25 protein-coding genes and 1 riboswitch are annotated in these 21066 nt (G+C 39.4%); of the genes, 10 read left to right on the forward strand and 15 right to left on the reverse strand.

Translation table 11 applies throughout. The features are described from left to right. Nucleotide 1 precedes the first annotated feature (1 nt). Genes CBW18_RS13080 through CBW18_RS13090 form a run of 3 tightly spaced genes read right to left on the reverse strand, consistent with a single transcriptional unit; the run spans nt 2 to nt 3424 of the window. Nucleotides 2–1450, reverse strand: coding sequence for a PAS domain-containing sensor histidine kinase (locus CBW18_RS13080; protein WP_088301782.1), 1449 nt, complete (start codon nt 1448–1450; stop codon nt 2–4). Nucleotides 1451–1506: 56 nt separating this feature from the next. Further along, nucleotides 1507–1872, reverse strand: coding sequence for a two-component system response regulator (locus tag CBW18_RS13085; RefSeq protein ID WP_088301836.1), 366 nt, complete (start codon nt 1870–1872; stop codon nt 1507–1509). Then, the gene (locus CBW18_RS13090; RefSeq protein WP_088301783.1) at nt 1865–3424 is read right to left on the reverse strand and encodes an ATP-binding protein; all 1560 of its coding nucleotides are present in this window, start codon (nt 3422–3424) and stop codon (nt 1865–1867) included. The genes CBW18_RS13085 and CBW18_RS13090 overlap by 8 nt, the downstream gene beginning before the upstream one ends. Before the next feature lie 279 nt (nt 3425–3703). Here CBW18_RS13090 and CBW18_RS13100 point away from each other — a divergent pair, with 279 nt between their 5' ends. Beyond that, entirely contained in the window at nt 3704–3889 is a 186-nt protein-coding gene (locus CBW18_RS13100) for a CsbD family protein (protein WP_029286197.1), read from the forward strand. Between the two features lie 183 nt (nt 3890–4072). Here the strand turns inward: CBW18_RS13100 and CBW18_RS13105 are convergent, their stop codons facing one another. The 5 genes from CBW18_RS13105 to CBW18_RS13125 form a co-directional block, all read right to left on the reverse strand. After that, the gene (locus CBW18_RS13105) at nt 4073–4228 is read right to left on the reverse strand and encodes a DUF2256 domain-containing protein (protein WP_253249029.1); all 156 of its coding nucleotides are present in this window, start codon (nt 4226–4228) and stop codon (nt 4073–4075) included. A gap of 554 nt (nt 4229–4782) precedes the next feature. After that, nucleotides 4783–5277, reverse strand: coding sequence for a hypothetical protein (locus CBW18_RS13110; protein WP_088301786.1), 495 nt, complete (start codon nt 5275–5277; stop codon nt 4783–4785). A gap of 34 nt (nt 5278–5311) precedes the next feature. After that, complete coding sequence (locus CBW18_RS13115) at nt 5312–5908, reverse strand: hypothetical protein (RefSeq protein ID WP_088301787.1); 597 nt, start codon at nt 5906–5908, stop codon at nt 5312–5314. Nucleotides 5909–5976: 68 nt separating this feature from the next. Further along, entirely contained in the window at nt 5977–6144 is a 168-nt protein-coding gene (locus CBW18_RS21410; protein ID WP_172406522.1) for a hypothetical protein, read from the reverse strand. 36 nt (nt 6145–6180) lie between these two features. Then, nucleotides 6181–6486 carry a GNAT family N-acetyltransferase gene (locus tag CBW18_RS13125; RefSeq protein ID WP_088301789.1) on the reverse strand — a complete coding sequence of 102 codons (306 nt, stop codon included), beginning with the start codon at nt 6484–6486 and terminating at the stop codon, nt 6181–6183. A 168-nt stretch (nt 6487–6654) separates the two neighbouring features. Here CBW18_RS13125 and CBW18_RS13130 point away from each other — a divergent pair, with 168 nt between their 5' ends. Further along, on the forward strand, nt 6655–6840 hold the full coding sequence (locus tag CBW18_RS13130; protein ID WP_088301790.1) for a hypothetical protein: 186 nt from the start codon (nt 6655–6657) through the stop codon (nt 6838–6840). Nucleotides 6841–6915: 75 nt separating this feature from the next. Here the strand turns inward: CBW18_RS13130 and CBW18_RS13135 are convergent, their stop codons facing one another. Both CBW18_RS13135 and CBW18_RS13140 read right to left on the reverse strand, forming a co-directional pair. Then, a complete protein-coding gene (locus tag CBW18_RS13135) occupies nt 6916–7632 on the reverse strand; it encodes a DUF3891 family protein (RefSeq protein ID WP_088301791.1) in 717 nt (238 codons plus the stop codon). Between the two features lie 9 nt (nt 7633–7641). Beyond that, entirely contained in the window at nt 7642–9177 is a 1536-nt protein-coding gene (locus CBW18_RS13140) for a DEAD/DEAH box helicase (protein ID WP_172406523.1), read from the reverse strand. A 164-nt stretch (nt 9178–9341) separates the two neighbouring features. On the opposite strand from CBW18_RS13140, the gene CBW18_RS13145 reads away from it, so the two are divergent. The 3 genes from CBW18_RS13145 (at nt 9342) to CBW18_RS13155 (ending at nt 11108) form a co-directional block, all read left to right on the forward strand. Further along, a complete protein-coding gene (locus CBW18_RS13145; protein WP_088301792.1) occupies nt 9342–9686 on the forward strand; it encodes a hypothetical protein in 345 nt (114 codons plus the stop codon). Between the two features lie 135 nt (nt 9687–9821). Beyond that, nucleotides 9822–10241, forward strand: coding sequence for a DUF1810 domain-containing protein (locus CBW18_RS13150; protein ID WP_088301793.1), 420 nt, complete (start codon nt 9822–9824; stop codon nt 10239–10241). Between the two features lie 258 nt (nt 10242–10499). Beyond that, the gene (locus CBW18_RS13155) at nt 10500–11108 is read left to right on the forward strand and encodes a Crp/Fnr family transcriptional regulator (protein ID WP_088301794.1); all 609 of its coding nucleotides are present in this window, start codon (nt 10500–10502) and stop codon (nt 11106–11108) included. 116 nt (nt 11109–11224) lie between these two features. Here CBW18_RS13155 and CBW18_RS13160 read toward each other — a convergent pair whose 3' ends face one another. From CBW18_RS13160 to CBW18_RS21415, 4 genes are read right to left on the reverse strand one after another with little or no spacing between them, the layout of a single operon-like run. After that, nucleotides 11225–12241, reverse strand: coding sequence for a hypothetical protein (locus CBW18_RS13160; RefSeq protein ID WP_088301795.1), 1017 nt, complete (start codon nt 12239–12241; stop codon nt 11225–11227). Then, complete coding sequence (locus CBW18_RS13165) at nt 12241–14055, reverse strand: GMC family oxidoreductase (RefSeq protein ID WP_088301796.1); 1815 nt, start codon at nt 14053–14055, stop codon at nt 12241–12243. The genes CBW18_RS13160 and CBW18_RS13165 overlap by 1 nt, the downstream gene beginning before the upstream one ends. A 31-nt stretch (nt 14056–14086) precedes the next feature. Continuing rightward, nucleotides 14087–14560 carry a hypothetical protein gene (locus CBW18_RS13170; RefSeq protein ID WP_088301797.1) on the reverse strand — a complete coding sequence of 158 codons (474 nt, stop codon included), beginning with the start codon at nt 14558–14560 and terminating at the stop codon, nt 14087–14089. A gap of 19 nt (nt 14561–14579) precedes the next feature. Beyond that, nucleotides 14580–15938: a hypothetical protein gene (locus CBW18_RS21415; protein ID WP_216359237.1), complete on the reverse strand. Its 1359-nt coding sequence runs from the start codon at nt 15936–15938 to the stop codon at nt 14580–14582. 224 nt (nt 15939–16162) lie between these two features. Between CBW18_RS21415 and CBW18_RS13180 the strand changes: the two genes are divergently transcribed. After that, nucleotides 16163–16642 carry a DUF1203 domain-containing protein gene (locus tag CBW18_RS13180; protein ID WP_088301798.1) on the forward strand — a complete coding sequence of 160 codons (480 nt, stop codon included), beginning with the start codon at nt 16163–16165 and terminating at the stop codon, nt 16640–16642. Nucleotides 16643–16730: 88 nt separating this feature from the next. On the opposite strand, the gene CBW18_RS13185 is transcribed toward CBW18_RS13180, so the two are convergent. Beyond that, nucleotides 16731–17297: a sugar O-acetyltransferase gene (locus tag CBW18_RS13185; protein WP_216359238.1), complete on the reverse strand. Its 567-nt coding sequence runs from the start codon at nt 17295–17297 to the stop codon at nt 16731–16733. 247 nt (nt 17298–17544) lie between these two features. Beyond that, a riboswitch (TPP riboswitch) is annotated at nt 17545–17637 on the forward strand. On the opposite strand from CBW18_RS13185, the gene thiS reads away from it, so the two are divergent. The 4 genes from thiS (at nt 17627) to CBW18_RS13205 (ending at nt 21061) form a co-directional block, all read left to right on the forward strand. After that, nucleotides 17627–17911 (forward strand): sulfur carrier protein ThiS, encoded by a 285-nt coding sequence (gene thiS / locus CBW18_RS13190; protein WP_088301799.1) that lies wholly within the window; start codon nt 17627–17629, stop codon nt 17909–17911. (Overlaps the previous riboswitch by 11 nt.) A 16-nt stretch (nt 17912–17927) precedes the next feature. Further along, nucleotides 17928–19811 (forward strand): phosphomethylpyrimidine synthase ThiC, encoded by a 1884-nt coding sequence (gene thiC / locus CBW18_RS13195; protein ID WP_088301840.1) that lies wholly within the window; start codon nt 17928–17930, stop codon nt 19809–19811. Beyond that, entirely contained in the window at nt 19811–20410 is a 600-nt protein-coding gene (locus CBW18_RS13200) for a thiamine phosphate synthase (RefSeq protein WP_088301800.1), read from the forward strand. Before thiC ends, CBW18_RS13200 begins: the two co-directional genes overlap by 1 nt. Nucleotides 20411–20416: 6 nt before the next feature. Continuing rightward, the gene (locus CBW18_RS13205; protein WP_088301801.1) at nt 20417–21061 is read left to right on the forward strand and encodes a thiamine phosphate synthase; all 645 of its coding nucleotides are present in this window, start codon (nt 20417–20419) and stop codon (nt 21059–21061) included. The last annotated feature ends 5 nt before the right edge of the window (nt 21062–21066 follow it).

Consider the following 21066-nt stretch of genomic DNA (forward strand, 5'->3'; position numbering starts at 1 on the left):
TTTATGGTATAATGGTTTTGGGGAGAACAAACCAAAACTCACTTCCAGCACCGTTATTGCTTGCAACGCCTATTTCACCGCCGTGTTTTTTAATAATTTGTGCTGAAATATAAAGTCCTAAACCCAGACCTGAATATTGGCTTCCTTTTGCGTCTACCCGATAATACCGGTCAAAAAGATGTGCTGCTTTTTCCTGATCAATACCCGGTCCGGAATCAATAACTGAAATTCTTACCGCATCTTCTTGATCTATAGCCCTGATCCGGATAATTTTCTCGTTGGGTGCATATTTGATCGCGTTGTTAACGAAATTAATAATTACCTGCTGAATCCTGTCGGAGTCTCCGTAAATAGCTGTTTCAAGATCTCCTTCAACTATAATCTGATAAATGCCTTCACGATTGATGTGCGCACAACATTCGTTAACCGCCTCCACAATATTAAAAGTCTGCTTATTTAAGTGTAGCTGACCTTCGTTCATTTTGCTGGCATTTAGCAGATCTTCAATCAGAATCGTTACTTTCCTGAGGCTTTTATTGGCTTGCTCAATCAGGGCCGATAATTTTGAATCACCGTCAGGCTTGTTGCGATCAAGTAATTGCAGTGTTCCACTCAGAATGGTAATGGGTGTGCGAAGTTCATGACTGGCAATGCTGATAAAATCATCTTTATACTGATCTGCCTGTTTTTCCCTGCTGATATCCTGAACGGTTCCTAAAAGTCTTTTAGTATGATTTTCATCAGGCTCTATCCGTCCCTGCAACCGAATCCACTTCATCCGTGATGATGCCGTATTCACCTGGCCAACAAAATCAATGGCATTTTCATCACGCATTTGTTTAAATAAATTGCTCAACTCAAGTGCTGATTCTTCCATAAAACAGTTGATCAGCATGACCATATCCAGAATAGGTACACTTGGGTGAATACCAAAAATTTCATTAAAACCTTCAGAATGCACCAGCTGACCATCTTCCATATTTAATTCAAAAACAGCCATCCGGGAGTACTGCAGGGACATATTCAGGCGCTTTTCACTTTGCTGATAACTTTTCATGAAAGTATAATCATCCAGAATTGAATAGGCATATTTTTTATTTCCCTGATGATATTGGATGGTGGTGACATGCACCCAAACCAGATCGCCGTTCTTTTTTTTCAGGCAGGCGTCCAGTTTAAAAAAGGGCTTACCGTGCGACCACATTTCATGCTGCAGGTTTTCCCATGACTGGATATAAGGCTTACACGCAAATTCAAGAATTTTTTTACCACAAATCTCTTCCCTGGTGTAGCCCATCAGTTCGGTCAGGGCATCATTTACTTCTACAATCACCAGATTTTCATCAATAATTTTTGTAGCCGCTGAAGTTAGCAAAAAGATATTCCTGAACCTTTCCTCGTTCTCCAAATATTTAGCCTGGTCATTTTCTTCTGGCGTAGCCCCTTCCATTTCTTTTCCTATTTATACTTCTGAATAGATTTTTCAGGTAGATATTTACCTCATTATTAATTAATCAGACGGTTTACCATCGTCATCAATTCTTCAAAATCAAAGGGTTTGGAAATATAACCTGTTGCACCAGCATTGGCAGCAATCTGCTTTCCTTCTCTGCTGGCTGATATAATAATAACCGGAATCTCTTCAGTTTTCGGATTTTTGCGCAGCATCTTAAGTACCTGATCACCAGACAAAACCGGCATCCATAAATCCAGCACGACCAGATCCGGCGATTGTTTTTCAATAATTCCTTTTATATTTAAGCTATTTTGTTCGGCAATTATCGTGTATGGTGAATCTTCAAATACCATTTCCAGCATATCCAGGATTCCTTCATCATCGTCACAAATTAAAATTGTTTTATTCTCACTCATTTCCATGCTCATTTGTTGTATTAATCGGTAAAGTAAAGCTGAAGGTAGATCCCTTACCCTTCTCACTTTCAACCCAAAGTGTACCATTATGGTTTTTGATAATCTGCTCGCAGATATAAAGTCCGATACCCATACCCGGAAAACGTTGCTGAATATCGCCAGCCCTGAAAAAGCGCTCAAAAATTCTCTTCTGGTCTTCCGGACTGATGCCCATCCCCTTATCGGTTACGGATACTTTAACAAATTCACTCACTTTTGAAATGTGGACATGCACTTTTTCAGCATCAGGTGCATACTTGATGGCATTTGATAAAAGATTATTCAGTACTTGTACAATATGGGATTCGTCTGCAGAAACTGTAATGCCGGAAGTTCCTGTAATTTGAATTTCGTGGTTACTGGATGCTGACTGTATCGCTTCTACCGCTTCTTTCACCATCTTATCAAATTGGAAAGGCTGCTTATGCAATTCGATATTCCCCGTCTGGATCCTGGAAACGTCCAGCAATTCCGCAATAAGATTATTCAGGCGATCCAGGTATTGTGAGGTTTTGGCCAGCATATTCCGGAACCTTTCTCCGGCACCTTCCGGCATTAACCTTTCCATGGCCTGAACATATCCTTTAATGGTTGTTAACGGGGTTTTCAGTTCATGACTTGCAATTGACAGGAAATCATCTTTACGTCGTTCAATTTCTCTTTTCTCTGTGATGTCCTCTATCGCCAATAAAATCTGATCCTTAAATTGCCCTTCCAGTTCAATCCGGTAAGCATTGAGCAACATCAGCTTGCGGCCAATGTGTGGAAAATCATGCTCAACTTCAAAATCCTCTACTGGATTATTAGTCGGAAGGATATCAATAAGCAATTCCTTCAATTTAGGAATATCCCATTGGTGATTACCCAGTTTATATAAATTGGTACCTACAGTTTCTTCTTTGGTTACTTTGAAGGTTTTAATAAAGTAATCGTTGGCGCTTACCACATTAAATTCAGGATCTAAAACCAGCAGGCTTTCGCGAACCGTTTGGATAATGCTGGAGAGGAAAAGTTCACTTTCACGCAGGCTGCGCGTACGTTCAGCGATCTGTTTCTCCATCGATTCCTGTTGCTGCCTTAAATCCTGTTCAGCCTTTTTCCGTAAGGAAACGTCGTTCTGAACACCAATATAATGGGTGACATTTCCATCATGATCCACCACCGGCGAGATAAAAAGCTCATTCCAAAAAAGATCTCCGTTTTTTCTGTAATTGCGAATTTCTACTGTACAGCTTTTACCTTTGGAAACGGCTTCACGAATTAATGCCCTTTCTTGTTGTGAACGATCTTCCCGTTGTAAAAACCTGCAGTTATGTCCAATAATTTCAGCGCGTGTGTAACCGCTTATTTTTTCAAAGGCAAGGTTGCAATAGATAATCGGGTTGTCTGGTTCTAAATTATTGGTAATGATAATCCCGGATATGGAGGCATCCATTGCCCGTATCAGCAACTCAAAATCCTGTCGAATGTCGTTATTGGAGAAGGAATATTCTCCATTTTTATATATGTTCATGATTATCTTCGTCTATGCTATCAATTAAGGATAGATGGTTGTATTATGGATACCAACTTATCCCCATTGCCACATTAATTGTATGTATTTTCAAATCGGAAAACCGCAGACAATTAGATACATTAACTAAAAAATTAATATTTAGTTTTTTAAATAGCGCAAAAAAAACAGCTTGAAAAGTAAAATCAGGAAATAGAGAAAACAGGAATATGAATTGAAATGCTATCGAAAACATTAGCCGGATTAGCTTGTTTAAAAGATAAAATAAACTCAATTGATATGGACAAGTTAGAATTAAAAGGAGCCTGGAATGAGCTCAAAGGAAAAGTCAAACAGGCATATGGTGATCTTACAGATGATGATTTGAAACATGAGGAGGGTAAAGATGAAGAACTTTATGGAAGATTACAACAAAAAACAGGTAAAACCCGTGATGAGGTGGTAACCTGGTTAAAATCACTATAACATATATAGAAAGCGCTGCAAATGATGCAGCGCTTTTTTATTGGTCAATGCGCTACTTGTCAAAAGGGATATGTTGTCACAGGTCCTTCCACAGGATCCGAATGACATCGCTGATTTCTGAAACTACTTCTTTTTATCTTCTTTCTTATTTCGGACCATGCTTCGCCGTAACCAAAATTCGGTTTACTTTAAATGGCGTTTCGCCTGCCCGCATTTTTTACTGCAATAAATCACCGTATTCCAGTTTCTTTCCCATTTTTTCCGCCAGGCAAAAGGCCGCTGGCAAACCGGACAAACTTTTTCAGGTAGATTTTCTTTTTTAACACCTTTCAATTTCAAAATTAGGTATAGTTAATGGATGAGATACAGATCAATTCTTGTATTTAAGCCTTATGCGACCATAAAAAATTAATGGATAAGGTATTTGTATAAGTCAGTAATTTGACCGCTTATCATTAAAACGAACAAACCCTGCATCTTTGCAAGGTTTGTTCTATCATAGCGCTATCCATCCAGATAGCTGTTTTATTTGATGAATGGCTCTAATCCATTCATCACGTTATTCACATAAATCGTCCCGTTGATTTAATTCTAACAGCATCATAATGTACAATTTTGATGCCCAACATCTGATTTATTCCAGAAAGGGTATATTTACCTTTGAGATTCGTAAATCAATTCTGCTTAACTATGTATCATTAGAAATACTTATTGAATGGATAAAAAAAAGCTTTTCATTATTGAATCTGCTAAATTAATATTCATTGACCAGCATACATATTGCTGTATTCAGCCCCTATGATAATTCAATAGCACATTAAAATCGACATTGTAAGTAACCTTTTAAAAGCAAATATTTAATTGGAGGGGTTAATTTTCAATCCGCGATGCAGCTAATGCATACATCCCCTCCAAATATAGGTACGTTTTGCATAGGCATCAGGGTATTTTTTCCTTATAACTGCCAGTTTATTTTTCATATCCATTGACTTTACATCTGTAATGGCTGCAACAACAATATAAAAGCCATTTGCAAATCCTTTGTATGCATTGGAATACTCCACAGAGATATAATCATCGTTAATGGCAGCACCATCGCCACGTGCAGGATAACATGGATAACCATTTTCGTCGCCACCAGCATCTTCCATACAATCACCTTTGCTCATAGATAATCCTATTTTATGATTGGGCATTAAACCTCTTAAATCTAATTTCTTATGTAAAGCAGCAGAAGCCTTTTTAGCGGTTGACAGGGCCAGTTTATAATCCCTCGTACTATTTAGAATTATAATATCTTTCGGCACTTCCACATTGAATTCATCCTGGGCAAAAGTGATATGTGTGGCTAATACCAATACAGCGCAGCCCATTATTTTTCCGATCATACTTTAGCTGGTTGAATTTTTATTAAAGGTTAGGTTAATCCTCATGTTTATAAATATCGAACTTTTGAAAAGGAATTTTACCGAAATTCTTAACTGTTCTAACTTCTGTTTTTACTTCTTCCGGAGCCGTGGCATGGAAACGGTCGCCCCCATCCTTAAATAGAAACCAATTTTTCTCAGCAGGTGAATACTTGAAAGTGACAATTCTGGTCCAGCGTTGACCACTCCCGCCATAATGTTCCACAGAAAAATAGCCATTTTTAATACTGATTCCTGTAAATGGATCGCCCATCATCCCACCACAATCCACACAATACACACTGTTATCACTTCTGGCTGCGAGTGTATAAGATTTATCGGCCTGCCCCAGTAAAATCAGCAGCGGTCTTTTCTCAGGATGGTCATTAACATCAGAAGTTTTCTCTTCACCTTTCTTTTTTAGCACCAGAATGACGTCAGCATAGGCATCGCGGTTTAAATCGCCTTTTTCGAAAGCCAGCACTTCATAACCTTTCGGGATATTTTTTCTTAAAATGACAGGTACCTGTACTTCATCCTGCTGCTGAATGTGGTGGATTGAATTTGTCGTTAATAACTGAAAGAATGTAGCAACGAATAATGTAATCTTCATAAATAAATTAAATTGACTGATGATCAATAACAAATGTTTTCAGATGGCAATTTAAGGAAACATTTCAGCTATACAGTTGATTTAAAATTAAAATAAAGCCACTTCTTCCAGCTTTTCCAGGTATTGTGATTTGCCATATGTTCAGGTAATTTTAAACTCCATACCGGATAAGGTTTTCCTGCACCATCAACCGGAAACTTTTCATGAATTTCAAAACCTAAGCTTAAATAGAACATAACAGCCCGTTTATTCTGAGCATTAACATCCACCATTCAGGCCTGCCAGTGCTGAATGGCAAAATGCATCAATTTTTTTCCTATTCCCTGCCCGAAAACATCAGGACGGACAAACAACAATTGAACTTTACGATCAGCCAATGCAATAAAGCCCTGCATCTGGTTGGCATTTTCCACACAAAAAACTTCCATACCCCATAAACTATTTGATATTAGCAGCCGGTAATCCTCAATATCGGTTTCCGTTATAAAATCATGACTTGCCCTTACAGAATTTTCCCATAGTTTTAGCACTTCAGCATGTTCCGAAGTTTTAACCACACGGATCTCATTTCCAATCATCTCATTTATGCTTGCATATTGAATTAAAATAATTTATACAGCGTTTAGCTCTAATCATTAGATTTTTTATTTTGTATACCGAACAAAGACGTAGCCCTGATGTTTAAATAATGAACAAAAATATGATGTATTATACTTAATAATGAGTAATAATCAATTTTAATAACGATGAACAGACTAGAAATATATGCCAGCAGTGAGGAAATTAATGATTTAATTACCCTCTTGGGGAATGATTCAAAATTTGAAAATATAAGAAAGCAAATTATTGATGGCAGAGATCAAAGCAATCACCGCCAGGATGATGAAATACCTGCTGAAGGGGATCATAAATATATCGAACGATCAGAATAACCAGCTATTTTCAGATTCAATCAAGAACCTTTAAAGCTGATTGACTATTTATTATAACTGTCCGAAACCAATATGTTATTTTGCTTTTGAGAGCATCAGGTTTCTGGTATCTACTTTTGCAGTTTTTAATGCCTTACGGAAAGCTTCATCATTCCTGAACTTCAGTTCAGCGATATTTCTGATTTCATAATTAATCTGGAACTGATCCACATCGAAAGGCCAGGGTTCTACTATGAGTGTTTCTTTTAGCTGATAGAAAGTATACACTGTGCCATCCGGACCATTACTAATTTCAATTTTCCGATTTTCAGGCGGAATTTGCGCCTGGCAAATCAATAGAGAAAAGGCATCGCAAAACTCCAGCAACTCATATGCCTGGTTTATTTCAGCCTTTGTCGTTCCAGCTTCTTTAATCCACTTCGTTTCATTTTTCTTCAGCTCATTCAAAAAATCTTTGGCATGAACATCATGACCATGGGTAAAGGCTATATGATGGGAAATCAGTAAGGCGATAAACCTGCTTTTGGTGAGTGACATATCTATCAATCTCGCTGAATCTTCCTCATCAAAGCTGGCCATTTTAAAATTAATGGGTGCCCCGTTTGCATCAATAAGCGGGTTTTGCTCAAATTCATTAAACACATCATCATGTTCTGTAGTCGCAATCAACGTATCTACCCACCGCGCAGGCTGATTGGCGAGTTTCCACCTGGCACAAATCTGTCCGGCAAGAAGGCCGTGGGCCCGTTGGGTAATTACCTGCCAGCCTTTACTATCATAGCAAACAATCATCTGAAAAACTTAAACTGCAGTTCGCAACAACTGGCGTTTGCCCATCAGTTTCGACACCATTTTATTTAACCGGCTACGGTAATCCTCGCCCAGCCACTTCATATAATCTTTGGTTACTTTTCCTAAACACTTGCCATATTGTTTTACCCTGAAATCTATTTCCTTATCCAGCTCACTGCATAACAGATGTGCTTCCGCTATCGTATTACTATTATCTACACACATTAGGGCATGCTGACGAATGGAATCGCGGATCACAATTTTTGCTTTCTGGTCTGATTCCATTGCCGTTTGATAGGCGGCCAATACATCAAAGGCTACCTCTAGCGAATTGGGAAATTTAGCACGCAGATCAGGCGAAATCTGATGAATGACGCTGGCCGATTTATGCAGGCTTTCATGGTAAATATCCGGATTTTCAAACACATGCTTCCAGTCTATCGGTGCATTCCATTCTCCGAAACGTTCGTTATTGTTACCCAGGTCGATAATGTTAAATGTTTTTTTGCCGTTCAGCCTTCTGGCACCCCTGCCGATCATCTGGTGATAAAGTGTGATGGAGGTAGTAGCCCTGTACAAAATCACAGATTGAATACTTGGCTCGTCAAAACCAGTAGTCAAAATGGAAACTGAAGTTAAAATGGCACTTTTTGTTTTCTTATACCATTTTAATATTTCTACACGCTCTGCAGGAGAAGTTTTATTATCCAGGTGCCGGATAGGATAACCAGCTTTGGTAAAGGTTTCCAACACCCTTTTAGAAGTGAATATCCCATTATTAAAAATCAATGTTTTTTTCTTTAACGAATGAGATTCATAGGCATGGAGCAACAGATCAAGCATCACCTGTGAACCGTAAAGTTCATCAGAAGTGCTCACCGTAAAATCACCTGAAATACCGGTTCGGAGTGTATTCAACTCTACATCGTATCCAAAAATTTTAGGTTTGGCCAGAAAACCCTGATCAATCAGTGATGAAATGGGCTCCCCTATTATTAATTCATTATAAAACTTATTCATTGGCAGGTCAGCGTTTGCAGAAAAAGGTGTTGCCGTTACCCCGATAACAGCAGCATTTTCAAACCTGCCCAGCAGTTTATGAAAGGAATTGTGATGTGCTTCATCTACAATGACCAATCCTACGTCGCCCGTATTGATTAATCCATCATCTATCCGGTGTTTTAACGTTTCAACCATCGCTACATAACATTCGAATGTATCTTTTCTCGATATCTTTTTTACACTGCTGTTTACCACCTTATTCATCACGCCGCTGGCTTTTAAAGCAGCAGTAGTTTGCCGGCAAAGTTCAGTTCTATGGGTCAGTACAATAACTTTTTTGCCATAGTTCTGGATAAAGCGTTTCGCAATTTCTGAGAAAATAACTGTTTTTCCACCACCGGTTGAAAGCTGATACAATAACCGCGCTTTGCTGTTATTATTTTCACTGAGTTTACTGAAAAGATGATCAATATCTTGTTGCTGATAATAATAAAGCTTCCTTTTAGTTACCGGGAGCATGGTGGTATTTTCGGTCAGATTCATACCATGATAACCTTGTACACATTAATAAAGTTTAAAAAATAAATGCATCAGAAAAGAATTGCTTTCATCAGTAAAATGAAATACCTGAACGTCCTTTACCATCATATTTTTAAAACTAAGTATGCTGTTTTATGTTAATCCTTTTAAATTAAGAAATACGAATCATGACAGAAGATAAAAGACAACAGGCCATCAAATTATTAAAGCAAGGGTTAGAAACGGTAGAAGAACGTGAGTATACCGAAATCGCCGAGATACCCATGACCGATGAAAACACATTCGAAATAAAATATAGTTTTGTACATGATGGCATTGAAGGTATTTGTACGATTGTTGGCCAGAGCCAGACTGTTGAATCCAATACGGGAGAAGAAGAATTGAAGATCACTTTACTTAGCCAGTTTGATGAGGATTCTCTTCACTATAACTCTATGACTGCTAAGGAACAGGTAGATAATGATTTAATTAATGTGGAAGAATATCTTCACAGGCACATCAATGAAGGATAATTTTAAAAATCCGGATTGCTAAGATTTAAATAGAATGGGCGATGAATTGCCCATTTTTTTTGCTTTATAAATCAGTAAATATGTTTAATTGTTTCTGAAAACCAAAAGCAGCTAGGGAAGGTTACTATATTTGATATGGAAGAAGCTCACTTAGACCGATTTCTCGAAGCCCAGAAAAGCAACTATGCCCTGGCACTAAATGAAATTTCAAACGGAAGAAAAACCACACATTGGATGTGGTATATCTTTCCTCAGCTTTCAGGTTTAGGGAGAAGCGAGATGGCTCGGTATTACGGTATAAAAGATATAAAGGAAGCTGAAGCCTATTTGAAACATCCCATTTTAGGTCAGCGTTTAATAGAAATTTCTAAAGCCCTTTTAAAACACACCAATAAGCGTGCCTACGCCATCCTGGGTTCACCTGATGACTTGAAATTGCAATCATCAATGACTTTATTTTCAAGAATTGAAGAAGCACATCCGGTTTTTATAGAAATATTACAGTATTTTTATCGGAATCACCCTGATTTGGCTACAATTAAATTATTGAAATAAATGAGAAAGCCATTTAAAAAATGAAACAGAGAATTAGTTTTCATCTTTTATAACTTATGATCAGTTATTAACGATCCTAACAGATCTGAAAAAATGTGCTAAAATGGTAATTGTATAAAATAAATAAGTCATTACACTGTATTGTTTTTAATTCTGCTGCGTAATATTACCTTTGCCTTCAGCCAGAAAGTTGGTGCTAAAAATATCAGGCATTAAAACGGCATCATTTCTGCAATAGTCAATGTTGTAACGTCATATATGAACGCAAATCCTGTAGAAGAAGTAGAACAACTTATCAAATATTTAGAGCAACATGGTAAGGTGCCCAAAAGCATGGCCGCTCAGATAACTTCAGGAACGAAGATAATGGCTTTTAAGAAACGAAAGCATTTAATTAGTCCGCTGGATTTGTACCCGAATATGTATTACATCTTATCCGGAGCTGTACGTGGTTTTGCCCGTGACAATGGTAAAGATGTGACCATGTGGATTGTAACAGAAGGTCAGATTGTTGGCCTTACCCATTTCCCAAAACAGATTATCAATAACAAATCACAGTTTGTAGAGACCCTGGAAGATTGTAAAGTCATCGTCATTACGAATGCGCTGGTTAAAACCTTGCTATCTGAATTTCCGGAAATGACTACCATTTGCAGAAAATTATTATGGTTACACTACCATGAAGCAGAGGAAAGAAATTATTTAATCCGGCTGAATAGTGCCATTAAGCGGCTAAATCGCATGATTGATACCTGTCCGGATTTATACTATAGAATTCCTTCCAAGTATTTGGCTTCTTATCTAGGAATGCGAATTGAAACGCTAAGCCGCTTACGAAGTCAGATGTTGCATAGTCATACCACTTAACACACAAAAATGAGTAAATGGCAATTATTTATTATACAAATCTAATCTTAACTGTATACAATAACAAACAGATTAATCAGAACAGAAGCCCTGATTAATCAATAATAAGTTTTATTTTAATTAATGTGAAACAACGGTGCACTGAAAGATAACTTACCCAATTTGTCGGTCATCATTTCTGTAAACCAGATATTACCTGCTGCATCAGTTCTGATTCGATGCATCATCGTCATTTTGCCTGGAATTTTAAAGGTATTAAAAGAAATCCCGGAGAGATCCGCATCAGGTAATGTCCTGATGGATTTATCAAAACGAATCAAGTAATCGTTTCCGGCTGGAAAAGGATTGTTCAGATCAACATAAACCTGCACCCATAGATTTCCCTCCAGATCAAAAGTTAATGAAGCAAGAATATCGTTCTTTTGTAATACCGGAACAGGATATTCAGTAATGTTTCCATCCATATCAATTTTTCCTATTTTTTGTCCTGCTTCTTCTGTAAACCACATGTAAGGTGCTAAAGGATCAGGAATAATGGCTATTGGCCTGCTGTTTGAAGTTGGAATTTTAAATTCACGAACAAGTCCGGCGGCGGATATATTTAAGATACCATTCCCAAATAATTCTGTTCCCCATATTCCTCCATCAGGTCCGGCAGATAAGAAAATTGGCAATGCAGCAAGTGTATCCAATTGAAAATGGGTAACCTGTTTGTTAACATCGATCTTACCAATTGTACTGGTCCGTTTTCCTGTAAACCAAATGGTAGATCCATCGGCATCAAGCCCAATACCGTGGGGAGCGGTATTAATGGGTGTTGCGCCTGAAGCATGCAACTTAACATCTACTTCTTGAATGATTTGACCATTTTCATCCAATTGCACCACAAAGCCAGTAAATTCAAGCGAAACCCATAACTTTCCTTTTTTATCAATGAGCAGACCATGCGGTCCGCTCCCTTCCGGCATCATATAATACTGAAGCAGTTCACCCTGATGATTAAACTTGGCTATCCGGTGCATGTTTTGTCCACTCACAAAAATAAATTCTTCACTAATCACCAATTCATGTGTAGACCCCATCATTCCACCAGGCCAGTTTAAGCTATACTCAACAATAGACAAGTTATCCATTAAGCTAAACTTTTAAGTAAAGCATCTGCAGATTTAAAAGCCAGCGCCATCATGGTTAAAGTTGGATTCGCTGTGGCCGTTGTTGGAAAAGAACCACAGCCTACTAAATAAAGGTTATCATGATCCCAACATTTCAGGTCAGCGTCAGTAACGGAAGTTGCCGGATCGTTCCCCATGCGATGTGTACCCATGACGTGTCCTGCACCTTCTGAATAGTAATTTTCACCATCATACTGAAAAAATCCCCCCGTCCCTAAAGGCGTAGAATTGTCTTCAGTAGCGTCAAGAGCCTCGAAAATAATACCAGTTGCCTCTGCCGCAGCTTTGAAACCTGCACGGGTATATTCATCCAGGTTATAGTGTATCTCCGGACGTGGCAATCCTAAATTATCTGAACAGGTTGGAGAAGGAATGATATAATTTTCTTCAGAAGGCATCTGCTCCACCAAAAAACCAAGTCTAAACTGTTTGGTAAAATCAGTAATGATCTGTTGCCGCAGCGCAGTTCCCATCAGTCCCATCTTACCTACATAATTCTGTACCTGGGTATATGGCGCCCCGGTTGGCCAGTTCCAGCCTTCATTCCCGATCTCAATCCGGTAGGCCGCCCGCTCAGAACGAAATGAACCATCACGTGTAGTTTCAATACCTGAGGTAGACAATGGTCCTCTAAAAGGATAAACAGGCTTTGGCATACTGCCCCAGCTTAGCTTTACCGGATGATCCATTAAATTTTTACCCACCTGACCACTAGAATTAGCGATACCTGTACTAATTTGTTTGTTAGACATGAGCAATAACTTTGCAGCCTCAATGGCATGCGCTGCAATCACATATTTTGTTCCGGTTACGGTACCTTTTCCGGTTGCCGGACCTGTTCGGGTTTCATATTGAATATAATCAATGCCGGTAACTTCCTTGGTTGTGGCATCAATCTGAATATTGCTGGCTACGGTTTGATACATAATATCCACATTGCCTGTTTCCAACGCTTTACTCAAAGTGATTGTTGCATCGTATTTGGCCTGTATCGGGCATATTGGCGTACAATTGGTATTGCCCTGGCAAAGACGGCGACCATTGTTATAGATGGTGCCATCCTTCATGATATTGGATTCGCCATTTCTACCGGCTGGTGTACCCGTAACGGTTAATACATTTCCATCTATAACCACATCTTTTAATTCTGTTGTCAGTATCTGATCAAGAACAGATGGTGGGATTCGTTTCATGGGATACACATAATCTTCGCTAAAAGTTATGCCATGTACCGTCTGCTCCTCCACATCCGCCGAAACACCAATTTCCAATTCTGCCTGGTCATAATAATCCGAAAGATCGTCATAGGTGATGGGCCAGTCTACCCCTACTCCATATTCGGTGTACATTTTAAAATCGTTCGGTACCAGGCGCAGGCAGGTACCGAGCCAATGCCAGGAAGTTCCGCCAGCCAAACGTTCATAGGTACTTCCAAAAGGCATTGGACCTTTCTGAATAAAATATCCATCCGTATCTATTGATTCTGCTACATGAGCACAATCAACAGATGGTGCTGGTGGATGAGTAATTTGTTTGATATCCAGTACGGATGGCCTCGGTGAGTTATAATTTTGTACATAAGGTGCTTCGGGTGTTTTAGCCATGGCCAGGAAAAAGGTTTCCATAAAATCTTCCCGGTTATTGCTCTGCAAAGGTATTCCCCCTTCCAGGATCAGTACTTTTTTTCCGGCTTCGCCCAATCGGTATGCCATGGCACTTCCTGCCCAGCCACCGCCTACAATGATGACATCATATTGTTTAGCTGTATTGCTCATTTCAAATTTCGTTTAAAGTAAGTAGATGGATTTATTGAATTGGGGGATGGAGTGGCGGAATTACGGGTGGCGTATTCCAATAGCCAAAAACACCCTCACTGTAACCCATTGGATGTGCGCCCATGGTGTCCCATACTAAACTATTCTGATAGGCCTGTGCAGAAACAACGAAATCCTTATTTGGTGAAGTTCCGGGTGGAACAGTTAAATCATACCATATCCCCAAAAACCACATGTAAATGATGTTTTTGGCAACAGGTGCGAGTTCTGTATTTCCCATGATCTGCTCTTTTACCTGCATTTCATAAGTAGGTTGCGGCATAGCTGAAATCGTATTCCAGGTATCGGTAAGCAACTGTAAAGTAGCTACGGGCACCAATCCGGGGGTGTATAAAGTTGCAAGGTATTCAGCAGCCTGATGTTGTGTATCTAATTTTGGCAATATGGCTTCTTGTCCATAGCCTGTCAGCACCTGAGAAAGTGCCGCAAATTGTTCTAAATTCATGAGCGTTATAATTTGAGCGTTATTTCTTTTTGTTTCCGGCAGCCTGTTTATAGGCAGAGGCCGTTCTGAGCAAATAAGTAAAATCTGATGTACGGCCAGACCACGAAGTAGCGCCGTTATGGCAACCGATACAACTTGAAGTTACACCCGGAACATATGATATTTTCCCTTCTCTTACTACACCCTGGATATAAGATTCAAGTGTTGAATTGGCCATATATACCGGAAAAGGATCTCCTGTAGCAGATTGCTTGGCATGAACAGGCCATTGGGTACCCACCAGCTCATAATACTGCCAAACGGTTTTCGGATTAACAGCAATGAGTTTTTTGTGAAAAGCATCGTTTAATGCCTGAGTACCTTCGAATATGGGCGTTAATCGTACAATCTGGCTTGGGGTTTGCCCCGGGATACTTGGATTCCAGGGATGTGCTGGCGCATTGTTCATATTGTTATTGCCTGCTGCTGCCTTGTAGAAGTTATAATGTACATCTTTCACTGCATTAAAAGTTGGTGCATTATCTACCTGCTCAAAGGTAGACCAAATCCATTGTGGGTTATTCTGGCTTTTGGTACCAATGTGAAGTCCGACCAAACCGACCAATGCTGTATAAGTGGTATCCTTTACACCTTGTTTTGGAATCGCATTGACATGGATAGTAGCCCTTGTTTTATGGAAACGGGTGGTATCATCTCCTTTACCCATAATTTTCCATGAGGCTTTAACCATAATCGCACCATGTGCTTTCTTTTCATTATTACCGGATGGAAAGGCAATGGTATCAGTAAACTTTTGCTGTCCCTGATAGTTGTACAACACGTTATTATCGATGTAATCAAACATCTTCTCATTCATCACGATTTCAAAGCGGGTATATTCTCCGTTCTGATCGATCAGCGGACCGGTTAAGAAGGGCTGAGTGACATCTGTAAGCAATACCGTTGGCGTTTTGCCCACTTGTACCAGTACTTTATTTTTCTGCTGCAAGGCAGCATTCCAAGGTGCGGGCTTGCTGCCATCGGGAAGAAAAACCTCTGCATTTTCTTTCCAGGTTTCCCACACCGTGGCATTGTCTCCATTTGCTCCAATTATCTCAGTGCTATCCGGCGACCAGTTCAGTGCGATAAATGATTCCCAGGAGAAAAGGTCAAAATCTGCTCTGATCTGAGTTTGCAGAACCGTGTCTGTTGGTGCGATCGTGACATCGTAAGGCAAATTAGGACTTAATGTTGTTTGACCGGAATCAGTTACTGAAGTGTTCGTACTGTCTTTACCGGAGGAGGAAGGCCGACCTTTGCAACCCAATGAACCTATACTGATATAGGTCAATCCAATCCCTACTGCAAGCAGCAGAGAAAGTAATCTTACTTTTTTCATGTTTTGAGAGTGTTAATTGAAGGTGAATTTACAGAAATTAAATTATTATTTACAAATAATAGTGAAGTTTTTTGAGTTGATCAGATCAGGAAAATCAATATTAAAATTGGACCAAATACGCCTAAAATTAATGGAAATGATAAAGGTATGATTTTAATAAGTCAGCAAGTTTCGGATTGTTTGGCTACTCAAAACTTGATTTATTTGCATTTAAAATGATAAATATGATGAAATTTAAAATTGTTCCCCTCTCTGTGGCCTATGCAAATAAAATTAAACAAACCTTAAATGATAATTTTGGTCACGAAGTGATTGAGCAGCTCGCTACTGGTTTCGGGCCTTGCCGCGTTTCCTTAAAACCTTTCTCTGTTGGCACAGACATCCGGTTATTATTTACCCATAGCCCATTTACCATTGATAATGTGTTTAATCAACCCGGACCTGTATTTATACACAAAACAAATGTTGAGCCCTATGATAATATTCATCAATTTCCACCAGAAATTAAGGCCGATAAAGAAAATTTTCCATTATCGTTAATTGGCTATTCAAAAGATCAACAAATGATTTTTACAAAATTAGTGGGTGATGCAGATGTTGATCATTTAATTGGTGAAATCTTCGATCAACATCCGGAAATCGACTACCTACATGCGAGAAATGCAGCCGCATGTTGTTACATCTGCAAAATTGAACGTGTTTAATTTCAATTCGAATATCATGATAATCAGACGCTACTCAGTAATGACATTGAATGAATGGAAACTAAATTCATCCTCATTAACCGCTCACTTAATGATCAAAACTCAACTCCTTCACCACTTTGCAAGGTGAACCAACTGCCAAAGAATTTGGTGGGATACTCTTAGTTACCACACTTCCTGCACCAATGGAACAACCATCACCAATGGTTACACCAGGAAGCAATATGCAATCTCCTCCTATCCAAACATCATTGCCTATGGTAACCGGTTTTGCAAAACCAATGTGTTGATTTCGGTCTGCCGGATTAATGGGGTGGCTTGCCGTATAAATCTGAACATTTGGGGCAATGAAAACATTATTCCCGATGGTTACAGGGCAACAGTCCAATAGCACAAAATTGAAATTGATGAACACATTGCTCCCAATTTTGGTATGGCATCCGTAATCAATTCTGACTGCTTTTTCAATATGAACATTATCTCCAACATGTGCAAATATTTTTCGCTGCAGGTTTTCTTTCGTTTTGGTATCTCTCGGACTGGTATTGTTAAATAAATCTACAAGCTCCCTTACTTGATATCTGATTTCAACCAATTCAGGATCATTGATGTTGTAATGCTCACCTGCAAGCATCTTTTCTCTTTCAGATTTCATATGTATTTTTCTTTAAAGGCTGAGATTCTTTCACAATATCATCACCGCAAGCTACGATATTAATAAAAATTTCTTAAAAATCAATATCCTATACAAATACTTTTATTGGTCTGAAAAGTTACACCCAGGAAGGTGAAAAAGCTATTTTAAGTACGAATACCAATGTAGTTTAGGGTTAATTTAAATGGCCTGTTTATTTTTCTTTAGGGAATAATTTGGCTATTCTAGAAACTTTTCTATAAGTTTACCGCAACTTTAGGGGTGTCCTTTGCGGACTGAGATAATACCCTTTGAACCTGATGCAGTTAGTACTGCCGAAGGGAAAAGTGATGACAACTCATGCATATGATGTTGTTTTTTCTTTCCTCCATACGGGGCCATTCCTAAAAGTTGATTTTTTTAGATATAGAATGGAAATCACCGTAAATCAACAACATTATCAGGTTGCCGAAGCTTGCAGCATGCAGGATTTAATAACCATTGTCTTAAATAAACCGGCTACTGGCATTGCTGTGGCGGTGAATCAGACCATTATTCCTAAAACCAACTGGGAAAACCATCTTCTCTGTCCCGGCGATCATGTCATCATTATCAAAGCTACACCAGGTGGCTAAACATAAACCTCAAAAAATGAAACACGAAAAAATTCCAAAAGATCAGGTTTTAACAACCACACCCTTTGCAGCCTCAAAAAAAGTTTTTGTACAGGGCGAATTGCACGACATCCAGGTGGCGATGAGGGAAATCACTTTAAGCGAGACCAAACTGCATGGCCGTTTCGGAGAAACTGAGCCCAATGCACCGGTAACCATTTACGATACCAGTGGCCCTTATACTGATGTAAATGCAACCATTGATGTAAAAAAAGGTTTGCCAAGATTACGTGAGAAGTGGATCACCAACCGTGGAGATGTAGCACAATTGGATCATATCTCTTCTCAGTACGGACAACAAAGGCTAAATGACCAAAGCCTTGATCACCTCAGGTTTAACCATACTTCCAAACCTTTCCGGGCAAAGGCAGGCCGGAATGTTACGCAAATGCATTACGCCAAACAGGGAATCATTACGCCTGAAATGGAGTATATTGCCATTCGTGAAAATCAGCGGATTGATCTTCTAAAAGAACAACTTAAGGCGCAGCATGATGTGATGAATCATCAGCATCAGGGCCATAGTTTTGGTGCCAATACACCAAAAGATTTAATTACACCAGAATTTGTGCGCCAGGAAGTGGCTGCCGGACGGGCAGTAATTCCCAGTAACATCAATCACCCGGAAATAGAACCCATGATTATCGGCAGGAATTTCCTGGTAAAGATTAACGCCAATATTGGTAATTCAGCGGTGACCTCCAGCATTGAAGAAGAAGTAGAAAAAGCAGTTTGGGCCTGCAGATGGGGTGCAGATACCATTATGGATCTTTCTACCGGAAAAAATATCCACGAAACCCGCGAATGGATTATCCGCAACTCCCCTGTTCCGATCGGAACTGTACCGATCTATCAGGCCCTTGAAAAAGTGAACGGGAAGGCAGAAGACTTAACCTGGGAATTGTTCAAAGATACCTTGATTGAACAGGCCGAACAAGGTGTGGATTACTTTACCATACATGCCGGTGTTTTATTACGTTACGTACCCCTAACCGCCAAAAGAATTACAGGTATCGTATCTCGTGGTGGATCCATCATGGCAAAATGGTGCCTGGCGCATCATAAGGAAAATTTCTTGTATACCCATTTCGAAGAGATTTGTGAAATCATGAAAGCCTATGATGTTTCGTTTTCTTTAGGCGATGGTTTACGGCCGGGCTGTATTGCCGATGCAAATGATGCGGCACAATTCGGCGAATTGGAAACCTTAGGTGAACTGACTAAAATTGCCTGGAAGCATGATGTGCAAACCATTATCGAAGGTCCTGGACACGTGCCCATGCACCTGATTAAAGAGAACATGGAAAAACAACTTCAGCATTGTGCTGAAGCACCATTTTATACATTGGGCCCTTTAACCACTGATATTGCACCTGGCTATGACCACATTACTTCTGCCATTGGTGCTGCCATGATTGGTTGGTTCGGTACGGCCATGTTATGTTATGTAACGCCAAAAGAACACCTCGGTTTACCGAATAAAAAAGATGTGAAAGATGGGGTAATTACTTATAAAATTGCAGCCCATGCTGCTGATTTGGCCAAAGGTCATCCTGGTGCCCAATACCGGGATAATGCACTGAGCAAAGCCCGTTTTGAATTCAGATGGGAAGACCAGTTCAACCTGTCGCTCGATCCGGATACGGCGAAAGAATTTCATGATGAAACCCTGCCGGCTGATGGCGCTAAGATAGCACACTTCTGCTCCATGTGCGGACCTAATTTCTGTTCGATGAAAATCACCCAGGATGTTAGAGAATATGCCAAGGAAAATGGCATGGAAGAAGCAGATGCTTTAACCAAAGGCATGGCCGAAAAATCAAAAGAATTTACACAAAAAGGCAGTGAAATTTATTTGTAATGGATTTGATGGTGATCTCTGCCCCTGATGTTATCGCTAATGAAGCCGTGACCATTAACCAGCTTTTTAAAACCGGATTAACCCGTTTTCATTTGAGAAAGCCGAAGTGGAATATCAGCCAATGCATCCAACTGCTTCAAGATATTGATCAGGAATACCATCCTAATATTGCTATTCATCAACACCATATGCTTAGAGATCATTTCAATATTAAACGTTTGCATTATCCCGAAAAGCTTCGGGCCTGTGCAGCTGCTGGGAATTGGAATGATCTACAGCAAAATGATCATATCAGAAGTACATCAGTGCATCAACTTGCTGAAATACCTTTAATGAAAACATTTGAATATGTCTTTTTCAGTCCGGTTTTTAATAGTCTTTCTAAGCCAGGTTATCAGGGTCAGCTACAAGACGATTTTATGTTAGCCAAAGCTAACATTCCGCCTAAAGTGATTGCACTTGGCGGAATAAACGAAAGCAACCTGACCAAAATAAGAAAAATGAATTTTGACGGTGCCGCCGCACTTGGAGCCATTTGGAATAAGCCAGAAAAGGCAGTCATCAATTTTAAAAAATTAAATAAAATCTTAAATAATTAAACAGAAATGATTGACCGATTGCACTACATTTCACAGCAGCCTGAAAAAGGCACACACCTTACGGCAATAAGAACAGCACTTGAAGCGGGTATAAAGTGGGTTCAATTAAGGGTAAAGAACCAACCCAAGGCAGAGATCTTACCTTATGCTTTAGATGCTGTTGCGTTATGCGATGATTATGGTGCTAAACTGATTGTAAACGATCATCCTGAAATTGCCCTAGAGTCAGGTGCATACGGTTTGCACCTGGGTTTAGAGGATATGCCGATAAGGACAGCCAGAAAAATAGTGGGTGAAAACATGATCATCGGCGGTACCGCAAACACTTTTGAACACGTTATCCAGCGTGTTGCTGAACAGGCAGATTATATTGGTCTGGGGCCTTTCCGTTTCACGGCAACCAAACAAAAACTTAGTCCGATATTGGGTTTGGAAGGTTATACCGAAATCATTAAACAGATCAAACACGCCAACATTCAAATACCGGTTATTGCCATTGGTGGTATTCAATTGGATGATATCAATGCCATTATTCAAACAGGCCTGTATGGTGTAGCCGTTTCAGGAGCCATTACCCATGCCATTGATCCTGCAACTATGGTGCTGGAAATGTATGCACAAATCAACAATGCATTTTTAAAAGAAGCTTAATGATA

It is taken from the genome of Pedobacter sp. AJM (genome assembly GCF_002197755.1).
In the GTDB taxonomy this organism is placed as follows: Bacteria; Bacteroidota; Bacteroidia; order Sphingobacteriales; family Sphingobacteriaceae; genus Pedobacter.